Annotated in this window: 20 protein-coding genes; 12 read left to right on the forward strand and 8 right to left on the reverse strand. The window is 40.3% G+C overall.

The genetic code is table 11. The features are described 5' to 3' along the window. Positions 1-381: 381 nt before the first annotated feature. The 3 genes from DVB69_RS00005 to DVB69_RS00015 all read left to right on the forward strand — a co-directional run bounded on the left by DVB69_RS00005 (position 382) and on the right by DVB69_RS00015 (position 3060). A complete protein-coding gene (locus DVB69_RS00005; RefSeq protein ID WP_116015322.1) occupies positions 382-1278 on the forward strand; it encodes an RCC1 domain-containing protein in 897 nt (298 codons plus the stop codon). A gap of 233 nt (positions 1279-1511) precedes the next feature. Then, positions 1512-2285, forward strand: coding sequence for a GNAT family N-acetyltransferase (locus DVB69_RS00010; protein ID WP_116015324.1), 774 nt, complete (start codon positions 1512-1514; stop codon positions 2283-2285). A 574-nt stretch (positions 2286-2859) separates the two neighbouring features. Continuing rightward, complete coding sequence (locus DVB69_RS00015; protein ID WP_025783429.1) at positions 2860-3060, forward strand: cold-shock protein; 201 nt, start codon at positions 2860-2862, stop codon at positions 3058-3060. 356 nt (positions 3061-3416) lie between these two features. Here DVB69_RS00015 and DVB69_RS00020 read toward each other — a convergent pair whose 3' ends face one another. Then, positions 3417-4622, reverse strand: coding sequence for an MFS transporter (locus DVB69_RS00020; protein ID WP_116015326.1), 1206 nt, complete (start codon positions 4620-4622; stop codon positions 3417-3419). A gap of 342 nt (positions 4623-4964) precedes the next feature. Between DVB69_RS00020 and DVB69_RS00025 the strand changes: the two genes are divergently transcribed. The 3 genes from DVB69_RS00025 (at position 4965) to DVB69_RS00035 (ending at position 6755) form a co-directional block, all read left to right on the forward strand. Beyond that, a complete protein-coding gene (locus tag DVB69_RS00025) occupies positions 4965-5414 on the forward strand; it encodes a DUF1569 domain-containing protein (protein ID WP_116015484.1) in 450 nt (149 codons plus the stop codon). Between the two features lie 106 nt (positions 5415-5520). Then, on the forward strand, positions 5521-5982 hold the full coding sequence (locus tag DVB69_RS00030) for a GNAT family N-acetyltransferase (RefSeq protein WP_116015486.1): 462 nt from the start codon (positions 5521-5523) through the stop codon (positions 5980-5982). A 77-nt stretch (positions 5983-6059) separates the two neighbouring features. Further along, a complete protein-coding gene (locus DVB69_RS00035; RefSeq protein WP_116015328.1) occupies positions 6060-6755 on the forward strand; it encodes a Type 1 glutamine amidotransferase-like domain-containing protein in 696 nt (231 codons plus the stop codon). Positions 6756-7235: 480 nt separating this feature from the next. Here DVB69_RS00035 and DVB69_RS17740 read toward each other — a convergent pair whose 3' ends face one another. The 4 genes from DVB69_RS17740 to DVB69_RS00055 form a co-directional block, all read right to left on the reverse strand. After that, positions 7236-8690 (reverse strand): autotransporter outer membrane beta-barrel domain-containing protein, encoded by a 1455-nt coding sequence (locus tag DVB69_RS17740; protein ID WP_483315843.1) that lies wholly within the window; start codon positions 8688-8690, stop codon positions 7236-7238. Between the two features lie 900 nt (positions 8691-9590). Next, positions 9591-10289, reverse strand: a complete 699-nt coding sequence (locus DVB69_RS00045; RefSeq protein WP_116015330.1) for a pseudouridine synthase — start codon at positions 10287-10289, stop codon at positions 9591-9593. Positions 10290-10652: 363 nt separating this feature from the next. Continuing rightward, a complete protein-coding gene (locus tag DVB69_RS17905) occupies positions 10653-10991 on the reverse strand; it encodes a Spo0E family sporulation regulatory protein-aspartic acid phosphatase (protein ID WP_370452899.1) in 339 nt (112 codons plus the stop codon). 137 nt (positions 10992-11128) lie between these two features. After that, positions 11129-11848, reverse strand: a complete 720-nt coding sequence (locus tag DVB69_RS00055; protein ID WP_116015334.1) for a toast rack family protein — start codon at positions 11846-11848, stop codon at positions 11129-11131. A gap of 317 nt (positions 11849-12165) precedes the next feature. Here DVB69_RS00055 and DVB69_RS00060 point away from each other — a divergent pair, with 317 nt between their 5' ends. Continuing rightward, positions 12166-13098: an HD-GYP domain-containing protein gene (locus DVB69_RS00060; RefSeq protein WP_116015336.1), complete on the forward strand. Its 933-nt coding sequence runs from the start codon at positions 12166-12168 to the stop codon at positions 13096-13098. A gap of 253 nt (positions 13099-13351) precedes the next feature. On the opposite strand, the gene DVB69_RS00070 is transcribed toward DVB69_RS00060, so the two are convergent. Next, positions 13352-14716, reverse strand: a complete 1365-nt coding sequence (locus DVB69_RS00070; RefSeq protein WP_116015340.1) for an FAD-binding oxidoreductase — start codon at positions 14714-14716, stop codon at positions 13352-13354. 256 nt (positions 14717-14972) lie between these two features. Here DVB69_RS00070 and DVB69_RS00075 point away from each other — a divergent pair, with 256 nt between their 5' ends. From DVB69_RS00075 to DVB69_RS00095, 5 genes are all read left to right on the forward strand, one after another. Further along, positions 14973-15893 (forward strand): HNH endonuclease, encoded by a 921-nt coding sequence (locus DVB69_RS00075; protein WP_116015342.1) that lies wholly within the window; start codon positions 14973-14975, stop codon positions 15891-15893. A gap of 281 nt (positions 15894-16174) precedes the next feature. Continuing rightward, the gene (locus tag DVB69_RS00080; RefSeq protein WP_116015344.1) at positions 16175-16483 is read left to right on the forward strand and encodes a hypothetical protein; all 309 of its coding nucleotides are present in this window, start codon (positions 16175-16177) and stop codon (positions 16481-16483) included. 160 nt (positions 16484-16643) lie between these two features. Then, positions 16644-17075, forward strand: coding sequence for a hypothetical protein (locus DVB69_RS00085; protein WP_116015346.1), 432 nt, complete (start codon positions 16644-16646; stop codon positions 17073-17075). 99 nt (positions 17076-17174) lie between these two features. Continuing rightward, positions 17175-17771 (forward strand): hypothetical protein, encoded by a 597-nt coding sequence (locus DVB69_RS00090; protein WP_116015348.1) that lies wholly within the window; start codon positions 17175-17177, stop codon positions 17769-17771. A gap of 56 nt (positions 17772-17827) precedes the next feature. Next, a complete protein-coding gene (locus DVB69_RS00095) occupies positions 17828-18280 on the forward strand; it encodes a GNAT family N-acetyltransferase (RefSeq protein ID WP_116015350.1) in 453 nt (150 codons plus the stop codon). A gap of 82 nt (positions 18281-18362) precedes the next feature. Here the strand turns inward: DVB69_RS00095 and DVB69_RS00100 are convergent, their stop codons facing one another. Beyond that, on the reverse strand, positions 18363-20315 hold the full coding sequence (locus tag DVB69_RS00100; protein ID WP_158540997.1) for an alkaline phosphatase family protein: 1953 nt from the start codon (positions 20313-20315) through the stop codon (positions 18363-18365). 431 nt (positions 20316-20746) lie between these two features. Next, positions 20747-21055, reverse strand: coding sequence for a hypothetical protein (locus tag DVB69_RS00110; RefSeq protein WP_116015356.1), 309 nt, complete (start codon positions 21053-21055; stop codon positions 20747-20749). Positions 21056-21203: the final 148 nt, after the last annotated feature.

Consider the following 21203-nt stretch of genomic DNA (forward strand, 5'->3'; position numbering starts at 1 on the left):
ATTTGATTCGACACCAATACAGTAGAGAAATTTTGGAAGGCTGGCAAGCCTTTTTTTATTATTTTACAATTGCAGCGTTATGTACTTATTCCTTTCAAAACTCTGTACTTCTATCTTGCACTACACAGACCTATATTCCTTAATCCGTTTCGTTTCTTTTATCTGAAAAAAATTCAGGGTAAATGATTAACTTACAATCAAAATGAAACATCAAAGGACATCGCATTTAGGGGTGTTTTCTTTTTTCATAAAGCTTAATTACATTGGTATAGTGTCAGCGAAGTACTAGGATAGTTCACTTTACTATGAATACGAGCTGAATAATGGAATAAACTAAAAGCAAATAAGGATAGAGATTCCCTAAACTCAAGGAGGTATCGGATGGATTATCTGTCATCGAAAGAAGCGATGTTAAGGACGATACTGCGACCAAAAGTTACCTTAGCGGCGGGACGTCGTCATTCTGTTGGGCTTAAATCTGATGGCACTGTAACGGCTATAGGGGATAATAAATGTGGTCAATGCAATGTTAGTACTTGGTACGGGGTTGTAGAGGTAGCAGCTAGTAATGTTCATAAGGCGACGAATACAGGTAATGCTCATACAGTTGGGCTAAAATCTGATGGCACAGCCATGGCAGTGGGGTGGAATAGACAAGGCCAATGCAATGTCAATGACTGGTGCAATATTGTAATGATTGCGGCAGGGTGGCGTCGTACGATTGGACTAAAGTCAAATGGGACCGTCGTTGCTGTAGGAAGAAATAATGAAGAGCAATGCAACGTAAATGATTGGCAAAATATTGTAGCGATTACAGCAGGGGATTGGCATACCGTCGGTCTCAATCAAGATAAAACGGTTATAGCCGCAGGAAATAATCGATATGATCAATGTGATGTCAGTAAGTGGAGCAACGTTATTGCGGTAGCAGCGGGTTATCTACATACAATCGCTCTTAAATCTGATGGGACCGTGGTGGCTTCAGGCTTGAATAAACATAACCAATGTGATGTAAGCGGATGGTCAGGTATCCAGGCGATAGCAGCGGGCAGTTACCACACACTTGGCCTGAAATCCGACGGTACTGTGATGGCAGTGGGGTTGAATGTATATGGCGAATGTAACGTGAGTGATTGGCAAGACATTGTAGCGATAGCAGCGGGGTGTGCCCATACCGTAGGGCTTAAATCTGATGGCACAGTAGTTGCTGTTGGTGATGATGAATATGGACAGTGTGATGTAAGCGGCTGGCGTGACATCCAACTGCCAGCCTTTTAAGTTTCATCTCAGTACACGATAATTAGTGAAGCTGAGAAGTACAAAAGTAAAAACCACAAGTTGATTAATATTCAATTACTACATCGTTCAGCATCGCATTCAGCGGTGCTTTTTATTTTTCATAAATGTCTATAGAAGTATCTCTGATATACTGTTATTGGAGTGTTTGAAAGGTTCACAGTGTTACGAAAATTTATCGGAGTTCAATAATAAATTAAGAAAGTAGGAATTAGATGATCTATGAAGCAAATGCAGAAGTAAGGAAAAAATTAGTACCCATGTTTGAAGGTTTTGATAGCACTATTGTTCTATCGTATCTACAAGGCCATATGGGTACAGCTTGGGTAGATAACCTTGAGAATCCGGTCGTTGCCCAGATCACTGTAGGGATTTTTGTGTTTTATGCTGGAGATTCAAGTAAAAAGGAAGCAGAAGAATTACTATATAATCTCCCTGAATTCACATTAGCAATTGTTGATTCGGATGAATGGAAAAAACGCTTAGAAACAGTTCATAGCGGTGCAGTTAATAAATTCCCGAGATACAGTTTTGATAAGAACCCAGATCACTTAAATAGGTTGCATATAGTACACTTAATGTCTTCGCTGCCCGAGGATTATGAAATTAAGAAGGTTGATCACCATATAGCAAATGCACCGTCTTTTAATGAGCTATCTGAGGACTTTGTAAGTCAGTTTGAATCCATAGATGATTTTATAAATAGAGGTGTGGGCTATGCCATCCTTCACGAGGATGAAGTTGTTGCTGCAGCGACATCCTTTAGTATATATGACGATGGTATTGAAATTGAAATTGCTACAAACCCCGAATACAGAAGGAAAGGTTTAGCGACTATAGTGGCCTCTGCACTGATCTTAGATTGCCTGGATAACGGGAAATACCCAAGTTGGGATGGGGCGAATTCTGAATCTGTTGAATTAGCCAAAAAACTTGGGTACATGTTTAAAGAATCGTATGATACTTATTTTATTAACCATGTAAAGTGATTTTTTGTTAGGAAATGTATCTTGAGTATTGTTCTATCCACGAGAGGGTTTTGAAAAGGGGTATACCTCAATCGGGAAATTTAGTTGAAGAGCGTATATAATCCTACTGACTTTGTTTGGATTAAAATGGAAGTAGTAAGATCGAAACTTAAAATGGAAAATTATAAATGCCGTTCACTGACCAGGAAATCGTTCAGAAGTACGGAATGTATTGGGACATAGAAGTCTTTTTTCTTGGAGCCGATGTTTCTCTTGAAAAATTCAAACGGAATTCAAAAAGCGCTCATATGATTTGCTATCCGTCCGACAACTAATGTATTTGCTCGCTCTATTGTTTTATCAGGGTTAGTTTGAGGAGTTCCCTCTGCAGAAGTTGAGTCACAATGTGAATGTTAATATCTTTTTATAAGAATGAAACGAACTAGTTGCTTTTTAATCATATACCTGTTATTCTTAAGAAGTATTATTTTTGTTCTTTCTCAGATAGAGAAAATATTTTGTTTTTCGTCTAAGGTATTTGAGCAAGCATAGTAACAGATTTGTGTGGATATCCACACACCAGGAGGTAATAATTATGGAACAAGGTACAGTGAAATGGTTTAATGCAGAAAAAGGTTTTGGCTTCATCGAGCGTGAAGCAGGAGAGGACGTATTCGTTCACTTCTCAGCAATCCAAAGTGAAGGTTTCAAATCTTTAGACGAAGGTCAAAGTGTAACATTTGAAATCGAACAAGGACAACGTGGCCTACAAGCTACAAACGTTCAAAAAGCTTAATTATTGCTAGAAAAAGATCCTACGTGTAGGGTCTTTTTTTATTTGCTTAAATTAATGTATTCTATTAGTAATCTGTGTCACACTGCTCAATCTTGTGTGCTGTTTGAAGTGGTTGTTTAAAATAAAGTCAAAATGGTTGTTAAAAATGCACCTTTTTACTCCTTTTGGACATGTAATGCCCAAAATGGACGAAAACTTACTTTTCATTAGGGAATAATCTTCTGCAGTAAGGATAGAAAGCCGTGTTTACTCAGGCCATTTTTTGAATAGAATCAAAAAAACGATCGGACAAGTGTCCAATCGTTTTTTTCAGTTAACCTGCGACGAAACCATCTTTGATAAGGTTTTCAAGTAAATCATTCAGTTGTAATGATGAAATCGCGACGACGAATAAATGCAAATAGAGCACCGAGTCCTAACAAAGTTGCTGCAAGGATAAATGTGACCCTGACATCCCAAAGCTCTGCAATCGCCCCGAAACTTAGGGAGGATATACCGAATAACAGTGAAATTATGGCACTTTGAGCGGCGTATATTTTAGGAAGCTCGTCAGTAGTTGCAGACTTTTGAAGCATGGTCTCACTAACGATGGTTTTTAATTGTTGGACAATGCCATTCACTATAACTATTAGAATGGAAACCCACGGAATGGTCGTCACTCCGAAAAGAAGAGTGACGCCGCTAATGCCAAGTGATAACAGAATGAGCAAGCGCTTTAGATTGTTTTCAATCCCAACTACAAATCGAGAGCATATGACACCGCCAATTATCATGCCAAAGAAGAAGGCTGTATTCATGTACCCCCACCAAGCTTCTGTCTTACCGAGAATTTCTGTCACGAAGATGTAAAGGATTGAAGCGATCCATACAACATTGGCCATTGCCTCAAAAATAATGATCACATGTAAACTCCTGAAAAGCGGGTTTCTCCAGATGATCTGCCAACCTTCTGTTAGCTCACTCGTTCGTTTACCTTCCACTTCCTTTTTTCGAAATGGCGTAGGATCGCAAATGCCGAACATCATCATCGTTGCTATTATATACAGCACAACGGTACCGAAAATAACAAAATGCCCACTCGTTAATGCAACGGCTACCCCTCCGAGTGCCCAGCCTCCTAAATTCACTGTTTCAGAGACGATGGAGAAGAAACTGTTCGCTTTGACGAGTTGTTCTTTTGGTACCAATCGTGGTAGCATAGCATGACTTGCCGGTGATGCCCAGCCATCCAAAAAGGCAATACCACCCACAAAGGCCAGAATGATGAATAGACCAGACATTGTTTCGGATATCAAGAAAAGCGATAGAATAACTAGTAGCATGGTCTTGCTAACTTGTGAATAAATGAGCAACGTCTTTAAAGGAAAACGATTCAACAACCACGGAGAGATGATTCCACTTATGAAACGGCCGAGCATATTGATGAAAGGTACCAATGCTAATGCAAAAGGCGATTCTGTAAGTGAATATAAAAAAGAAATGATCCCCACAATATAAAGAACATCGCCTAGATTAGCCATTGATTGGCCCATCCAAAGAAAACGAAATGATTGATTTTTCATTCTTACTACCCCTTTACTATCAAATTGAAATCTGATTTCTTAGGGTAGTTTTACACTCGTAGTATTCCTCCTCTAAATAAGAACAACTTCATAATATCAACACAGAAAAACCTTTAACTTTGAACTTTAGATTTGCTAACTAAAAGAAGAGTAGTAAGAATGAAAGATAGTTCACATAAATCACATTATATCAATAAGTTAAATATATTACTATCCTATTGGTATTGCTTTAAAAGTGTAACCAAATACTACATTATTTGTTGGAATAAAGGACGCGAATATGGAATAGGGCTAAATAAGTTAAGATGGTCGACTCAGTATAATAAAAGGGGAACGGTACTAATGAAAAGTATTTATAATCAAAAAGATATGGCAGAAGTTTTAGAGCGTATTGATAATTTGAGTCCAAATTCGCAGCCACAATGGGGAAAAATGGATGTTGCTCAAATGTTAGCGCATTGTTCCTCATTTCAAGACATTGCTATGGGAAATTCTTTTCCACCAAGGAGCTGGTTAGGAAGAATAGTCGGGAGGTTTGCAAAGCAAATCTTTTACAATGAAAAGGCAGTACCCCGTAATATGTCTACCATTCCAACTATTTTGATTGCGGATAATAGAGAACTTAGCATAGAAAAAGAAAAGCTTAAACAAAAAATTATCGAATTTCAACAGAGTGGACCCTATAAGTGCACAACACATCCGCATCCTTTTTTCGGGAAATTTACTTCTGAGCAATGGGGGATAGGAATATACAAGCATCTTGACCATCATTTAAAACAGTTTGAAGTTTGACCATTGAAAAACATGAACGATTTGCATCATTAGTTGCCGAAAGCATCTCTAAGCTTAATTTCTACTCTATTTCATTGGATGATCAGTTCTAGGAGGGGACAAGGTGATGACGTCATATAAAATAAAGAAATTAACGATTGAAGACTATAATAAGTGCAGCAACATTTGGGATATGGTCAAACAACCAAAAATGGCGAAAATGTTTTATGATGAATTAGTAAGCGGAAACAGAATTACTTTTATTTATTTGGAAAAAAACGAATTTATCGGAGAAGGTTCATTGGTTTTTAACAACAATGACCCGGATTATACGATTCAAAATAAACGGATTTACTTATCTCGTATGATAGTTAAAGAAGGATGTCGCAATCGTGGAATAGGCGGCATTATCCTTGATTACCTAATTGACTATTCTCAGCAACTTGGCTATGAAGAAATTACGCTTGGTGTTGATACGGATAATTTAAATGCTCGCCACCTATATGAAAAATTGGGATTTACTAACGTATTATTTGTTGGAGAAGACAACTATGGTGAATATGTGAAGCTTCTAAAAAAGTTAAAGTAGTTTATCTCGAAAATAGTTCAGTAATGGATTATATATTATTTGTAGACGCTAATACCTTTTTTGGAAGGAGTACGCAGATGAGACAAATAATCGCTCTTGGTGGTGGAGGGTTTTCAATGGAACCAGATAATCCATTACTAGATTTGTATATATTGAAACAAGCAAAGAAAGTGAAGCCGAAAATTTGTTTTATCCCTACGGCCAGTGGAGATTCTGATAATTATATTTCCAGGTATTATAACTTTTTCAATCAACAACACTGTGAGCCATCCCATTTATCTTTATTTAAACCTCCGAAAAGGGATCTTGGGAGCTTTATTTTAGAGAAAGACATTGTTTATGTAGGTGGTGGAAATACTAAGAACCTTTTAGCTTTATGGAAAGAATGGGATTTAGACGGTATTTTAAGAAAAGCGTGGGAACAAGGCGTTATTTTAGCGGGGGTAAGTGCAGGATCCATTTGTTGGTTTGAAGAAGGGGTTACAGATTCGTATGGGGATGAACTTGAACCAATTGAATGTTTGGGTTTTTTAAAGGGGAGTAATTGTCCGCACTACGATGGTGAAATAGAAAGAAGACCTGCATATCACAAGCTTATTAAATCAAAAAAAATACAGCCTGGGATTGCGACAGATGATGGGGTTGCAATTCATTATAAGGAGCAAGGAATTATTAAAATAGTTAGCTCGAGGCCAAATGCCAAGGCCTACAGTGTTTCTTTAGAAAGTGAGATTATAGAAACAGAGCTTCAAACTGTGTTTTTGGGTTCATAATGAACGAGCGGCGCTGCTGGACAAATTCTGTTGTAAGCGTTTATACAAGAGATACAGAGGAGTATTTAATTGCTTTATAACTGATCAGAGTTCGGTAATGGGAGTGGAGGAACAGTTCCAGTCTGGCGGAATGGAAAATTATTTTCCAAGCGTTCATAGCACCGTTAGGGTAGGGAAGTGAGTATTTCCTAACGCGAGCTCTTAGTAGGAAGACATGAAGCGTCTATCGAAAATGATTATGTTACCTATTTTATTAGGAAATATATTTATGATTTTTCAATTAAAAAAGACCCCGCAGAGATTTACCTCCACAGGATCATACTTTTACCAGATACTAAATTACTCTGTTGTAAGAGCAGTGTTTGAATTATGAGTTTCACAAGAATCACTCACGAATTCATTCCGATCACTCAATTAAAAGCTCGGAAAGTACCTTGTATTTTCACTTTATTCTTGTGAGAGTTCTATATTCAATAGAACCTAACTTAATAATTTAATAACAATAGAAGCGTTTACGTTTGCTTGTGTGCCCCCTATGATAGAGGCAAGGCCAACTGCTGCTGCAGACGAATGGTTTCGAAGAGTTAAAACATCTCCAGCTGACATGATGAGTATGACCTGCCCGTTGTTCTGTTGGGTGCCCGCACCTGAACCATAAACTGTGCCCGAAACTAGTGCGCCATTTTGGAATAATGCGAATTGGTTGGGCTCTGTACCCGACACGGAGAAAGTAACCTCGTAGTAACCCGGAGTAGTAACTACTATGTCAGTAGTTCCTAGGATATGCGTAATCCCAGGTGTTAGTATTCCGTTAGAGTCAAAAATAACATCTTCCTCTATAGCTACTGTTCTAGGGGTCAAGTTGTAAATATATCCAAATTCAGATAATCCACCAGCCGCTCCTGTTGCACCAGTTGGTCCCACATCGCCAGTTCCTCCGGTAGTCCCGGTTGCGCCAGTCGGTCCAGTATCACCAGCCACTCCAGCAACTCCAGTCGCTCCAGTAGCGCCAGTTGGCCCAATATCGCCAGTTCCTCCAGTAGCCCCGGTTGCGCCAGATGGTCCAATATCGCCAGCAATTCCCGTAGCTCCAGCCACTCCAGTCGCGCCAGTTGGTCCCACATCGCCAGTTCCTCCAGTAGCCCCGGTTGCGCCAGATGGTCCAGTATCGCCAGCCACTCCAGTCGCGCCAGTTGGTCCCACATCGCCAGTTCCACCAGTAGCCCCGGTTGCGCCAGATGGTCCAATATCGCCAGCAATTCCCGTCGCTCCCGTCGCGCCAGATGGTCCAATATCGCCAGCAATTCCCGTCGCTCCAGTAGCGCCAGATGGTCCAATATCGCCAGCAATTCCCGTCGCTCCAGTCGCGCCAGATGGTCCAATATCGCCAGCAATTCCCGTCGCTCCAGTCGCGCCAGATGGTCCAATATCGCCAGCAATTCCCGTCGCTCCAGTCGCGCCAGATGGTCCAATATCGCCAGCAATTCCCGTAGCTCCAGTAGCGCCAGTTATTCCAATATCGCCAGCCACTCCAGTCGCTCCAGTATCGCCAGTAGGTCCAATATCGCCAGCAATTCCCGTAGCTCCAGTATCGCCAGTCGGTCCAATATCGCCAGCAATTCCCGTAGCTCCAGTATCGCCAGATGGTCCCACATCGCCAGTTCCTCCGGTAGCCCCGGTTGCGCCAGTCGGGCCAGTATCACCAGCAACTCCAGTCGCTCCAGTATCGCCAGATGGTCCAATATCGCCAGCCACTCCAGTCGCTCCAGTATCGCCAGTAGGTCCAATATCGCCAGCAATTCCCGTAGCTCCAGTATCGCCAGTCGGTCCAATATCGCCAGCAATTCCCGTAGCTCCAGTAGCGCCAGTAGGTCCAATATCGCCAGCAACTCCAGTCGCTCCAGTAGCACCAGTCGGTCCAATATCACCAGCCACTCCAGTCGCTCCAGTATCGCCAGATGGTCCAATATCGCCAGCCACTCCAGTCCCCCCGGTTGCGCCAGTCGCTCCAGCTGGTCCTTCATATCCTCTTGGTCCTCGACAACCGCCTAGCCCGCAATTACAATTACAACATTCTAAAGGGCTGCAAGGTGAATACTTGTTACATTTACCATGTTCTGAGGAACTGCAAGGTGAACACTTGCTGCAATTATTATTGTTTCTCCTACATTTGTAAAAGTTATCATTGAAATTCATTATTACACCTCCCTCCCTTCCTATCTTATTCAGTGAAAGGAAGAAAGGACGGGCTAGCAGGAATAGGCAGTTGAAAAGTGCAATTTAAAAAAACTGCTTATGGATGGCTGAAAAGTTATAACCTAGAAACTTCTCAGAATTAGATCTTACACAGGTATCTAATACTAGAATTGGTAGGATGACATAAATCAGACTAACTTGTTGATGACAGTTCGCTTTATTTTGCAAATCATGATTAGGTCCCAGTGCAATTCTTGTATATTAAATTCCTATTTCGACTCCTAGAGATGTTACTTAAAGCATGTATGAAATTAAGTGGAGAGTAATGATACAGATCTTTGATCGAATGTCCAGCATGGATTAGTTACAGTGGGGGGAAAGGAGCTCATTTCAGACCATGGAGAATGGATGAGCATTCCAAAGAAAGTACTTTTCTTTTTGATAGAATAGCAAAAAATAGGGGAACAAATACAGAAGACACTACTAATGAGAATCCCCTTTCAGGAGAAGGCAAAACGCTTTACTAGAAACATTTAGACTCATGAAATTGAGCGCTGAAGATAGATAGACATCAAATTTGCTAACTAGTTATGTTTCATTCAAGCAACTATCTGTTATCCCTTTTTAGGGAATAAATATTTACCTATGTAAACCTGCTATTTCCTCTTTAGTCAAGAAGCGCCAATGACCGGATTCTAATGAACCGAGATGAATGTGCTTAATTCGAATCCTTTTCAAGTGAGTAACTGTGTATTGAAATCGTCTGCACATTCTACGGATTTGTCGATTTAATCCTTGGGAAAGTGTTATGCGAAACGTATAATCATCCATTTGAACTACAGCGCAAGCATTTGTTCTCGTAGTGCCTTTTTTTCTTGGATTATAAATCTCTACCCCGTTTGATAAATCTTCTATAAAAGAATCTGTAATCTTTTTATCGACGGTTACAATGTATTCTTTTTCATGGTTATTTTCTTCTTTCATTAACTCATTTACAATGCTTCCGTCATTTGTTAACACAATAAGACCTTCAGTTTCTTTATCTAGGCGTCCAACAGGAAAAATACGTTCAGGATAGGAGACAAAGTCAATAATATTATCAACAACGTCAGGAGAAGCGGTACAAATAATCCCGCTTGGTTTGTTAAGTATCATATAGACCTTGTTAAAAGAATGTTTAATTTTATGGCCATCTACTACGACTAGATCATGATCTTCAACGAAACAAACGTGAGGTGCGATCTCGCCATTCACTAAAACTTTTTCAGCAGTAATAAACCGCTCCGCTTGTCTTCTAGAACAGAAACCAGAAGAACTAATGTATTGATTCAATCTCAAAGACTCCGCCCCTTATCTATCTGCAATTCACTTTCCTTATTGTAACATGTTCGCACTTTCGCTTAAGTTTAAGAAAAGTGGTGAAGTAGAGGGATACGCTTATTTTGAGATACAAGCCTAGTCCAAACTTTGCATATTAAGAGCCTTTTCTAACGGGATGAGGATGACCTAAATCCTCGCTGGAGTAGATAATCACGAACCTGTAACTTTACTAGGGAGCAAGTGTAGGTGAATGATCGACTTGAATCAGATTCTCTAGACAGCCATTATGTTTTACAAGATACGAAAAAGACAGTTCCGAAAGATTGGAACTGTCTCAGGCTAGCGATGTCTTATATGATAACGGAAATTCAATAACTAAAGTTATGTACAAATTCCCTGAAATCTGTTCAATAAGGTATCTAGTTCACAACTACATTTTACAACGCTTGGATGTGTAAATCCGAAGTGTCCTGCTTTCTTATACATCACTATTCTTTTTACTCGTATTCTAAACAATAGAAGTTTCTTTGTGACAAAATTTTTCAATTCTACACCTCCATATGAAAGATTATTCTTCAAATCATGCAGCAAATTTCTTGTAAGTATAAAAGCAACGTGTTCATCATATAAAACGAGCAATGAAAAGTATGTCGCATTTTGGGGTGCGAAAAAATTGTTGTTGGGTTGTGACAAAATTGTGTACGGTGTTTGACTATTCAACTATCAATTCAACGAAATTGAAGGTTTTCTTCTCTTATCATGACTCCAGTACTATCTCGTTCGTATAGCTTAATATTTAAAAAGGTGCCAGTGTATGAAACAAGTAAGAACGTTTCACGCACTGACACCTAAAATCCCTATTCTACAAGGTCCACCTTCAAACTTCCTACACCTATATCGACATCCAATTCGATACTTGTTTCGCTATTATCATAAGCCTCGTTGATGTATACGTTATTACCTTGTGCGATAAAATCTTGCAAGTCTAGTTTACCAAGGCCTTTATCTATACTCAGTTTGATGCCGGTTTGTTTTGGCAGCAGTAGTGTCATTCGACCAACACCGATATCAATCTTCCCTTGAAAACTATTCTGCAATTCGCCTCCTAAGTCTATTGTAGAATCACTGACGCCACCGTCAATTGTCAATTTGTTCAACTGAATTCCTTTCAAGTTCAATGTTGCTTTTGATACTCCCATGTCAACGTCCAGTTCTATAGGGATCGTATTAGTAAGTTGAATGTCCCAATGGTTTAGTTGATTGGTTCTATTCATACCGAAGAGCTTAGATTTTGGTTTAACCGTTAGGACACTTTTATCTTGTTTTTTAACATACTTTACTTTGGGAATAGCGCTCTTATTCTTAAATTCAAAGATAGCATCTAACCAGTTTTCAGATCCGCCTTGAATATCTAAATCACCTGCATCAAAATTAATTTTCACGGCTAATGATTTTGTATCATCTTTTTCAATCGTAACTTCTTTTTCTTTTGAAGTGGCGATGAACCATTCATAGCCCAAGATACCTAGAGTAACTACCAATCCTGTGATTAACACTGCTAATATAGCCTTCTTCATGATTCATACTCCTTTTAGATGGATTCTATTTTTATGTTCGTTTCAAACTTACGGTCAATCTGATTTACATCTAATAATCTAGCAGGCTAACGAGATCTGTATGTATCATTATGAGAATCAGGACTTTGTGAATCAAAATTCATTATTACATATTATACGGATTGAAAGCATCTTATCGGACAATAGATTGGATGATTCAGTTACAAATAATTTTATCCTTGTTTATGGATGGATAGGTAACGTTTTGAAGTTTTGCTATACTAGCAGTGTAGTGATAGTTGAACATCGTATGTACTATTTCCTGGGGGTGTAAAAACATGAGGAACAATCGATCGTACAGCAATTATGATGAAAAAGGGTATCCCGAACTTCATCTGGGGTATGCGGATGTGATTTTACTCGGGCAATGGGATGGACTTTCCAACGCGTTGTATTCGTTACACGAAGGGGAGAATTTATGGGTTCAATTAAACTTAGATACAGATGTCGGAGTTGTTGAAACGTATACGCTTTTAACTGGAACTGTTGAAATTCAATATGAAGGAATACGTCGCAGTTTTCAACTGGGTGAAACCATTGACGCATCACAATATGAAAAAACTATTTTATTTCACGCGCTGTCAGATGCAGAAATACTCATTAAAACCACAGTGGAAATATTTGAACCTGGCTTTTTTGAAACGCAAGTTTTACAAGAAGAAGCAGATGCAATTGAAAAACTAGATGGCTATACATATATGCATTGCAATCGAATAAAGAACTACTCTATCGAAGTGTGGACGGAACTCGATATGCCAAAGAGTCAATTACTGACGCTGAGATGGGGAGCTTATTTTCATGACATTGGAAAACTTGCAGTTCCACTAGAAATACTCAACAAGCCAGGGCCTTTGACGTCTGCAGAATGGGACATTATGAAAGCTCATACAATTGAAGGTGCTAAAATGATTCGCAATCACAAAGTGGACATGCTTAGGGAATCAGCTTTCATTGTCGAACAACATCACGAACGATATGACGGTACAGGGTATCCGTATAGACTGAAGGGGGACGACATATCACTGGAAGCATCGATTGTAAGTGTTGTCGATTCGTTTGACGCGATGACGACGGACCGTATTTACAGAAAAGCATTGCCCACTAAAGATGCCGTTCAAGAATTGGTTAAGGGAAGAGGTACACAATTCAATCCAGAAGTTGTGGACGCATTTCTTTCTGTTCTTAAGAAAAGGCGAAATAGATGGGAATAGCTTTTAAAGTAAATGAGATATACAGAACGACTGATGTGGCTGATCAGCATCCTAAAAAGCTGCAGTCTTCTACTTTGCACGAAGCAATTTGGATACCCATCAGAATATCGTACTCCCAAGAGCAAAAAAGCCTAACAGAATTTTTAAATCTGCTAGGCTTTTTCAACTTTCGGCTTGCGAACTACCCAGATTCCAATTAGGAATAAACTTCAACAGCGTAAGGAACAGTATTTGTAAACCACCTATTATAATTTTAACGCGGATGATTAAACGGAGGAATACTTTGAGGATAATTAAAGACGTTCGAAGGGTCATACTTCGTTTTTACTTTACGAAGTCTGTCAAAGTTTCTTCCATAATAGGTTGGACCGAAATCTTTAATGTTAAAGTCCGGAACGTTTACATAAGAGCCTTTAATGAAAGGATCTAGATTCTCACGGGTTTTAGTCACTAATGCGATATTTTTACGCGCTTCAGAAGGGTCCATCCAGGAGGCACTCCATTCTGTGTAAAATTTAGGCTTACGCCAAAAGAATGCTGTTTTATCCGATGGAATTTCGCTGACAGCACCGCCCCAGTTTAAAAAGTAGAAATTGGATTCAGTTCCAGTTGCTTTTTCAAGAAAACTGCGCATAGATCTGATGGCTCTATCCGGCCAAATTTCTTCTACCCAAGCGGATGAAAACTTTGAACTACTTGGATCTGGTATAGGATCAGCTGGTAGCAAATTGTTGACAACTACACGCCACGGTAGGTTTTGAATGTTGACCTCTGTCGGTGTTCCTGTTGATGTTATTGGTTCAAGTAGGTTTGTTAACTCTGCTTTTGAACCAAGAAACAGCCCTGAAGCATGGAGTAAACCATTGCATTTACCGCCAATTTCCAGACTGGTACCCAACCGATGATCTACAAAGGGAGCCCAATTCTGCCAGGCGTCAAAGACTTGCTCCAGCTGTTCCCATGGCCAAACAATTTCAAATGTCGTTGCTTTTGCTGGAGCACAATGAAGATTGAACTCATATTCAGTTGCGATTCCGAAATTGCCTCCACCACCACCGCGTGAAGCCCACAGCAGATCGGAATTTTCTTCTTCGTTAGCTATTAATAATTTCCCCTGGGCATCTACCATCTTTACGCCAATCAGATTGTCACTGATCAATCCTATCGAACGGCAAAGCGGTCCTATACCTCCACCAAGGGTAATTCCACCAATTCCTACACTTGGGCTATCCCCAAAAGGAAACATTAACCCTTTTTGTGCCAAAGATTTAACAATTTGTCCTACAGTTCCTCCGGTTTCTACAAAGGCCACTCCGTTTTCTCTGTCTAACCGGACGTGATTCATATCACTGACATCAATCACAATCCCATCTTTTACTTGAGACATCTCTCTTTCCAAAGCATGGCGACCGCTTCGGGCACGGAGCGGCACTTTGTTTTCTTGAGCCCATATTATTGCGTTAGACACATCCAGATGATTTTGCGCGAACACAAAAACAAGGGGATAGGAATCAGAAAAGGGATTCCAGTTCTGTCGTGCTTCGTGATATCCAGGATCCCCTCTGAAAATAACACGGCCTGTTAAATATGTTTTTGATTGAATGATAAACACCTCCATTGTGATTTGCTAAAAATTATTTAGCAATCACTATAGTCTATGCATAGAACTAAATGCCCGAATGATGCAGAACCCTAGTAACAACCATTGCCTGTACAAGAAGAATTGATGAGTGTGTAAATAGACAGTAAAGTTTGTACACGCCAAATGAGATATAGATTTGTCATTACTAGAACGAGAGATGCAACTTGCTCCATTAACAGCTATGATTAAGGTAGAAAAGAACATGCACCAGTTCGTAAAGGAGTGAAGATACATGCAAAGTTTCATAGTGATGCAAGGACGTACCTATCACGAAGAGAAAGAATTAGGCATCCTCTGGTCACTGCAGCATGACAGCGCAGGCAATGTCCAGCATTTTTGGGAGCGAATGAAAGAAGTCAATGAGGGAGATCGCATCTTCCATTACGTAAAAGGAGACATTGTCGCAATCAGCATTGTGAAATCTGGATACAGGGAAGAACAAAAACCCACCACAATCGATCTGCCGGACAATGAAAACGATAGCGGCTATTTAATTGAGGCTGATTATTATGAACTCGAAAAGCCATTAACGGTCATTCATGTTTTCGATGATATCCTCCCACTGCTGCCCATAAAGTACTCTCCATTTCAAGAGAACGCTAATGGGAATCAGGGATACTTATATCCATGCAATGATGAGCTCACCATTAAACTAGTCGAGCTTATCAGAGATTTAACTATCTATGAAATTGACGATGAGCAATTAGAATTCGTGATGGGTACGGTACGAAAGAAGGAACATGATTTCCTCACCCCGCTCCTTGCTGAAACCGAAGCGGAAACGAAAACCAAGATACGTCTAGGACACCAGCTATTTCGTAAGGACCTCATGCCACTCTGGCACGACAAATGTGCATTGTGCGACATTGAGTTATCTGAACTGCTGCAAGCAAGCTACGCAAAACCATGGAAAGACAGCACCAACATCGAACGGCTTGATCCAAACAATGGGATTCTTCTCTGTCGCAATCACGAAGCTTTATACAACCACGGTTTAATTGCGTTTGATGGTCAAGGGAAGATCCATATATCATCGGGCATCCCTAAAGAGGATTACACGAAGTATGGGCTTGATGGGAAGATGAGAGTACATAGAACCGAGGAGAGTAAACCCTATTTGAAGTGGCATAAGAAGCATATATTTAAGGAATAGTTTTGGCGAGTACCTGTGTGAGAAACAATCATGAATGTTTCAACAAACACGAAAACGTGACACTCGGGGTTCCTGACACCAAAGAACTTGCATACGCAAAAGAATAAATTCTTGCACCTCTATACCACTTGCCGTATCTCAGGCAGGTGGCTGTTTGTCATAGCGGAACGTCAGGAGAGAGTATTTCACCTAGTTTCCAAATGATGTATGATGAAGATATAGAGGATTTATAGAATAAACTAAATTATAAGGCTGTCTTTAAAAGTAAAGGAGTAGATATCTTGAACAAACGAATCAGAAATGGCGCACTGTTTGGGCTAATTATTTCGATTGCCCTTGGTCTTTTGTTGGCAAACTATACTGCCACAACGTACGAAGGGGACCTCACAATTATCCACTACTTGCCGGTTTATGATTATGTGGTGGCTGTCTTGCGGTTCGGGGCAATCGGAACACTAATCGGGATGTTTATCGCCTGGCGGAAAAACAAGGCGGAAGACGAAGGACCGAAAACTTATTACGGTGAAGTATTCCTCGGTGTCTTTTTCATGTTCTCAGCTATGGCCGCACTTACCTATTTGTGGAGTTGAGATTGAAAGCATACGGGAATGGAGGGCAGTTCATTCTGAGATAAGATTAGGGGCTCTCTGGTAGGTCAAATCGGGTTTGAAGATGAAAGATATGATTGAAGCGGCATTCGAGACGTGACAGCATCCATTTACGGACAACATGCAAAGAAAGAGGTGACTTATGATGAAATCATTAAGGAAAGCAATGTTTCTCTTGGCACTGGGCATCCTGCTAGCCGGTTGTTCCGCGTTGTCTGAAGAAGAGGGAAAGGGAAACCTTGTCCGGATTGATATGCAGCGGGTCGACAAGAACGGAACGAAAAGTGAAGAACGGATTCTTGTAGAAGATGATGACTTGGAAGTTGCACAAAAAGCAATGGGCAATACAGAGTGGCAGCCGAATACGAAACCAGACATGGCAAGGGTAGAAGACGTGCTTGCGATTTTCTTTTACAAGGAAGACAAGAACATGCCCGAAGCTCTCGTCCAATATCAAGTCTGGTTCGAAGTAGATGACTCCGCGACTATTATTAGCAATGATGAAGACGAAAACTACGGCAAACTGAATCCGGAAAACGCCCAGATTCTGAAGAATCTTTTTCAAGTGGATTAAGGTGAAAACCCATTGTTTTATGGTTCGAAGTCGGAATTGTCACTGAATTTATGATCATTAAAGTCCTAATGCAAATGAAAATTAGAGGAGGTTATACGAATGAAAAAAATGCCTTTTGAACGACCAACGAACTATTATGAAGAACATTTGTACCCTATTGATGAACAGATTTGTGCGTTATTAAAACAACGTAAGGAACGGTCTGTTAAACAACCTGCTCTTCCGTCGGATGAGATTATATCTTACTTGGCTGCAAAGTACGATTTCTATGAAGATTATTTAAGCTCTTTATTCGGGACGTTGAAAATGGAGAACTTATTTAAACCTCGTGTGGAGCCGTTTGGGTTTAGAAAGCATTTGCCTGTTCTGCAATCAGTTGAACTAGATGAACAATTATATTCCGTTACTTTTATTCGGCAGTTTGAGAATGCTAGCGTTGTGAACCTCAATATCGATTGGGATGGTACAAATGATCTTCCACACGAACTGGATCATAATAACTTTGAATTGTCAGTAGGAGAACCGTACGATTGCCGAATGGAAAGCGGAGGGGGCTCGACAGGGTATTACCACTACAATTATATTGTTTCTCCACCATTACCAGACGATTTTTCCGGAATGGACCTCGTGTTTACAGAGTATAGGGACCACTTTCGGGAGGAGCCGACAGGTGTCGAATTCGTTCTACATTTATAATGCATTTCAAGTAGTAGGCGGGTAGACATTCAAATAATGGACAGGTGATGGAGCATATGATTTTCGAAATGAGAAAAATTGAAACAGCTGATATACCTTTCTTGCGTGACATGCTGTACGAGTCAGCGTATGTTCCAGAAGGACAAGAACCTTTCCCGATATCTATTTTAGATGAGCCATCTGTCTCAAAGTTTATAGATGGATGGGGAGAGCGATGCGGTGATATTGGATTGATTGCCGAGATAGATGATCAATCGATTGGTGCCATTTGGCTTCGTCTATTTGAGGAAACACCCGAGATTGGAATTGCCATTTGTAAAGAGTTTCGAGGTAATGGGGTTGGAAATGCGTTGATGCATGCGCTCGAAACAGAAGCTAAAGACAACGGGTATCGGAACCTTTTTTTAAGCGTAGATCCAAGAAATCCGGCTGTACGATTATATGAACGGGTTGGATATGTCCAGGTTGGTTGGGAAGATTCTTTTTGGAGAATGGAAAAGAGATTGTAAAAAAGTACCTGTGTAAGATCCAGTCTTGAATGTTTAAACAAACAAGAAAGTTTCCTACACAGGCACTCAATAATAATTAAATCTATTTTGTATTCCAAATTGGTTGTCCCTCTACAAAATCAGGGGCTTGTAAACCTAATAACTCATATAGACTGGGTGCAATATCGGTCATTGTAATTCTACCGCTCAACTCACCAGGTGAAATATCAGGTCCTGATGCATACAAAATAGGTCGTAATCTTGGACGCTCTGGATTTCCGCCATGACTCCCCAATTCCTGTGCTGGTTCAGCAGCAATTTTCGCTTCTTTTCCCATTAAAAATCCTGGAGCGGCAGACAAGAAGACATCTCCGCTATTTCCATTAATTATAGATGAATATTCTTCATCATCATCTGTCCAGATTTTTTCGTAAGGTGTAACTTCTTTTGAATTATAAGTTGAAAACAACGTCACCTTGGGATATGGATAAGGTTTATAGGATGTAACACCATTTCCGGTCAACCATTGTAAAACTGGATGTGCTACTTTCCGTGGGTCTTGAGAAAGAGGCGTGAATACTGTACGATTTGTGAAAACCGATACAATTTCTTGTTTCACCTGTTGGAATTCTGAAGGCTCAACAATTCCTTTTGTCTCTCGACCTTTTAAGTTTACATAAACATGAGCAATCGTTCCGCTCGCTTCGGCGTAAGCTTTTGTTTTGGACGAATCGATCGTACCATGCTTATCTTTCACTAGGAGACCTGCTTTCTCGAGTTCCTCATTTGGAGATAATCGTGTATGGATCGGCTCCAATCCGTGGTCAGAGATGAGTAGCAAATGATCGTCAGTGTTCAGATTATTTTTGATTCTTCCAATTGCTTGATCCGCTTGTCTGAATGCCCAACTCACGTACTTCTCTTTCTCTTGTACAGTTTCCAAAATATAGCCAGGCTGTTCAGGTTCTCTCAATAAAAATTGATGCAGTTCGTTATCCACAATAGGGTAATAGTAAAACAGCAGGTCGGGTTGATAGGTATCTTTGATGTATAAACTGACATCTGTCACATACTTAGTAAACCGTTCTCCAGCCTGTTCATATTCTTCTCTTGTAATCGTTCCAGCAGTAAATGCACCTAATTCATCAGCAGCTGGATAAAATCCGAATTTCGATTCTATTTGTTCCGCGAAATTATCTGGGCCACGGTAAATTCCAGCCATCACAGTGCCTTGGAATAATTGAAGTTCGTCCTTATTTGCGATATCTCCTTTCAGCTTTACATAAAATCCTGCGCTGTCAAAAGGCGGTAAATCCAATTTGATGGCGTTCCAGTCGTTTACCAAAAGCTCTCCTCCTATTTCCTTTGGATTCGTAGAAATATAGAGTTTCGGCTCTTTTTCATCTGTTCTCAGTAGGAATAGCTGCTGAGTGGGATAGTCTTTAATGTCCAATGTGATAACGGCCACTTCAACACCTATCGACCCCGCATCCAGCTGATGGACTCGTTCATCTTCTACAGTTGAAAACTTCAAATTGTGCAGCTTGGATTCCGCTAACGTTCCTCCTGAATAGACCGCATATGTAGCAGCAGAAGAATTGTCTGGATTAGAGTCTGGAAAAGCCACAGTCGCAGTGACTTTTCCTTGATCTTTCGCTTCTTTCCAAATCGGCGTCACACCAAGCGTCTGTGAAAATCCACTTTGATCGTCTTTTACTTTTTTTCTTGGATTATGAAATTCATTGCTGACGATGCCAGTATTAGCCGGTCCAGCACCTGTTGCCATCGCTGCATGTGACGGGGCAGTTAATGAAGGCATGACGGTGATGAAATTAGTAGCGTAGGCTGCTTCTTGTTGAAACTCCTGCAAATTACGCATAATTCCTTTATTCATATAGCGCTGTGCGTCCATATAACCTAACCCGTCAAAAGAAACTACGCTGATCGTACCTGATGTCTCCGCCGCATAAGCAGGGTGAATGCTAAAAGAAATTATACTGATAAGAATAATGATACTAAAAACTTTTATGTACGTGTACATAGCGTCATCCCTCACTTCAGAGAATTATTCCCCCTATAATTAAAAGGTAAACTGAGTTGGATGGATTACTCTATTTTTCGTTATTTCTTGATTGTCTTTCATGCAAAGATTTGTGATGTTGTATAACTCCACTAGGCCCTTTCGGAATTAAATACGGAAATGTTGTTGCCATTCTTATCTTCAAAGGCAACAGTGAACTCGTAGGTGGATTCTTCAAATTTATGGTAGGTGGTATCCGAATAGTTGTCGAAGATCAGTGCTTCGGTTTCCGTCTTTCCGAAAGGACTCACTTTCCGCACGAGGTTGATGAGAAAACGTACAGTAAACAAAAGGAAGAACAGAACGGTAACGCCGGCAATCCCCCAGCCTGCCTCTTTTTGTTTTTCTTTCTTGAGTTTCTTTACTTTGTTCCTTTCCCGTTTCACGTATCGCTTGGAAGATGTTTTTTACTCCAACCTATCGAGTGCTAGTATGGAAAGAACCGATGCGATGAGGCAGCAGAACGCCATAAACCCGAGTATGAGAATACTGGCCAGATAGAAGATACTGTCTGCGACAATATCATAGATCGTTGAAAAATTAGACCGACCTTCCGAGTAACCGGAAAGTGAATCGCCCCTCTCAAGTTCCAACATTTGCTTCTTTGAAATCCGATTGAGGTATTCGGAATCCTCGCCGTTAGGCAATTCAATCCTCACATAATAGGAGGGAATAGTGAATAAACCCTTCGCCCCGGTCTTTTCAGTAACCGTCACTGTCGCCTGCTCCGATGATAATAAGTTGTAATCTTCCAAGTAGGAGGACGCTTGATTTGACGACGATCTGTAAAAAGTAAAACTAAATCGCTTGGTCGCCGATACCTGTAACAAACCACCTGTTTCTCCGTCTAACTTATCAGAGGGG

Source organism: Sporosarcina sp. BI001-red, assembly GCF_003384035.1.
In the GTDB taxonomy this organism is placed as follows: domain Bacteria; phylum Bacillota; class Bacilli; order Bacillales_A; family Planococcaceae; genus Sporosarcina.

Coding starts and splice junctions, on each gene's coding strand:
- DVB69_RS00005 (WP_116015322.1), top strand. CDS start 382: ATGGATTATCTGTCATCGAAAGAAGCGATGTTAAGGACGATACTGCGA.
- DVB69_RS00010 (WP_116015324.1), top strand. CDS start 1,512: ATGATCTATGAAGCAAATGCAGAAGTAAGGAAAAAATTAGTACCCATG.
- DVB69_RS00015 (WP_025783429.1), top strand. CDS start 2,860: ATGGAACAAGGTACAGTGAAATGGTTTAATGCAGAAAAAGGTTTTGGC.
- DVB69_RS00020 (WP_116015326.1), bottom strand. CDS start 4,622: ATGAAAAATCAATCATTTCGTTTTCTTTGGATGGGCCAATCAATGGCT.
- DVB69_RS00025 (WP_116015484.1), top strand. CDS start 4,965: ATGAAAAGTATTTATAATCAAAAAGATATGGCAGAAGTTTTAGAGCGT.
- DVB69_RS00030 (WP_116015486.1), top strand. CDS start 5,521: ATGACGTCATATAAAATAAAGAAATTAACGATTGAAGACTATAATAAG.
- DVB69_RS00035 (WP_116015328.1), top strand. CDS start 6,060: ATGAGACAAATAATCGCTCTTGGTGGTGGAGGGTTTTCAATGGAACCA.
- DVB69_RS00055 (WP_116015334.1), bottom strand. CDS start 11,848: ATGAAGAAGGCTATATTAGCAGTGTTAATCACAGGATTGGTAGTTACT.
- DVB69_RS00060 (WP_116015336.1), top strand. CDS start 12,166: ATGAGGAACAATCGATCGTACAGCAATTATGATGAAAAAGGGTATCCC.
- DVB69_RS00070 (WP_116015340.1), bottom strand. CDS start 14,716: ATGGAGGTGTTTATCATTCAATCAAAAACATATTTAACAGGCCGTGTT.
- DVB69_RS00075 (WP_116015342.1), top strand. CDS start 14,973: ATGCAAAGTTTCATAGTGATGCAAGGACGTACCTATCACGAAGAGAAA.
- DVB69_RS00085 (WP_116015346.1), top strand. CDS start 16,644: ATGATGAAATCATTAAGGAAAGCAATGTTTCTCTTGGCACTGGGCATC.
- DVB69_RS00090 (WP_116015348.1), top strand. CDS start 17,175: ATGAAAAAAATGCCTTTTGAACGACCAACGAACTATTATGAAGAACAT.
- DVB69_RS00095 (WP_116015350.1), top strand. CDS start 17,828: ATGATTTTCGAAATGAGAAAAATTGAAACAGCTGATATACCTTTCTTG.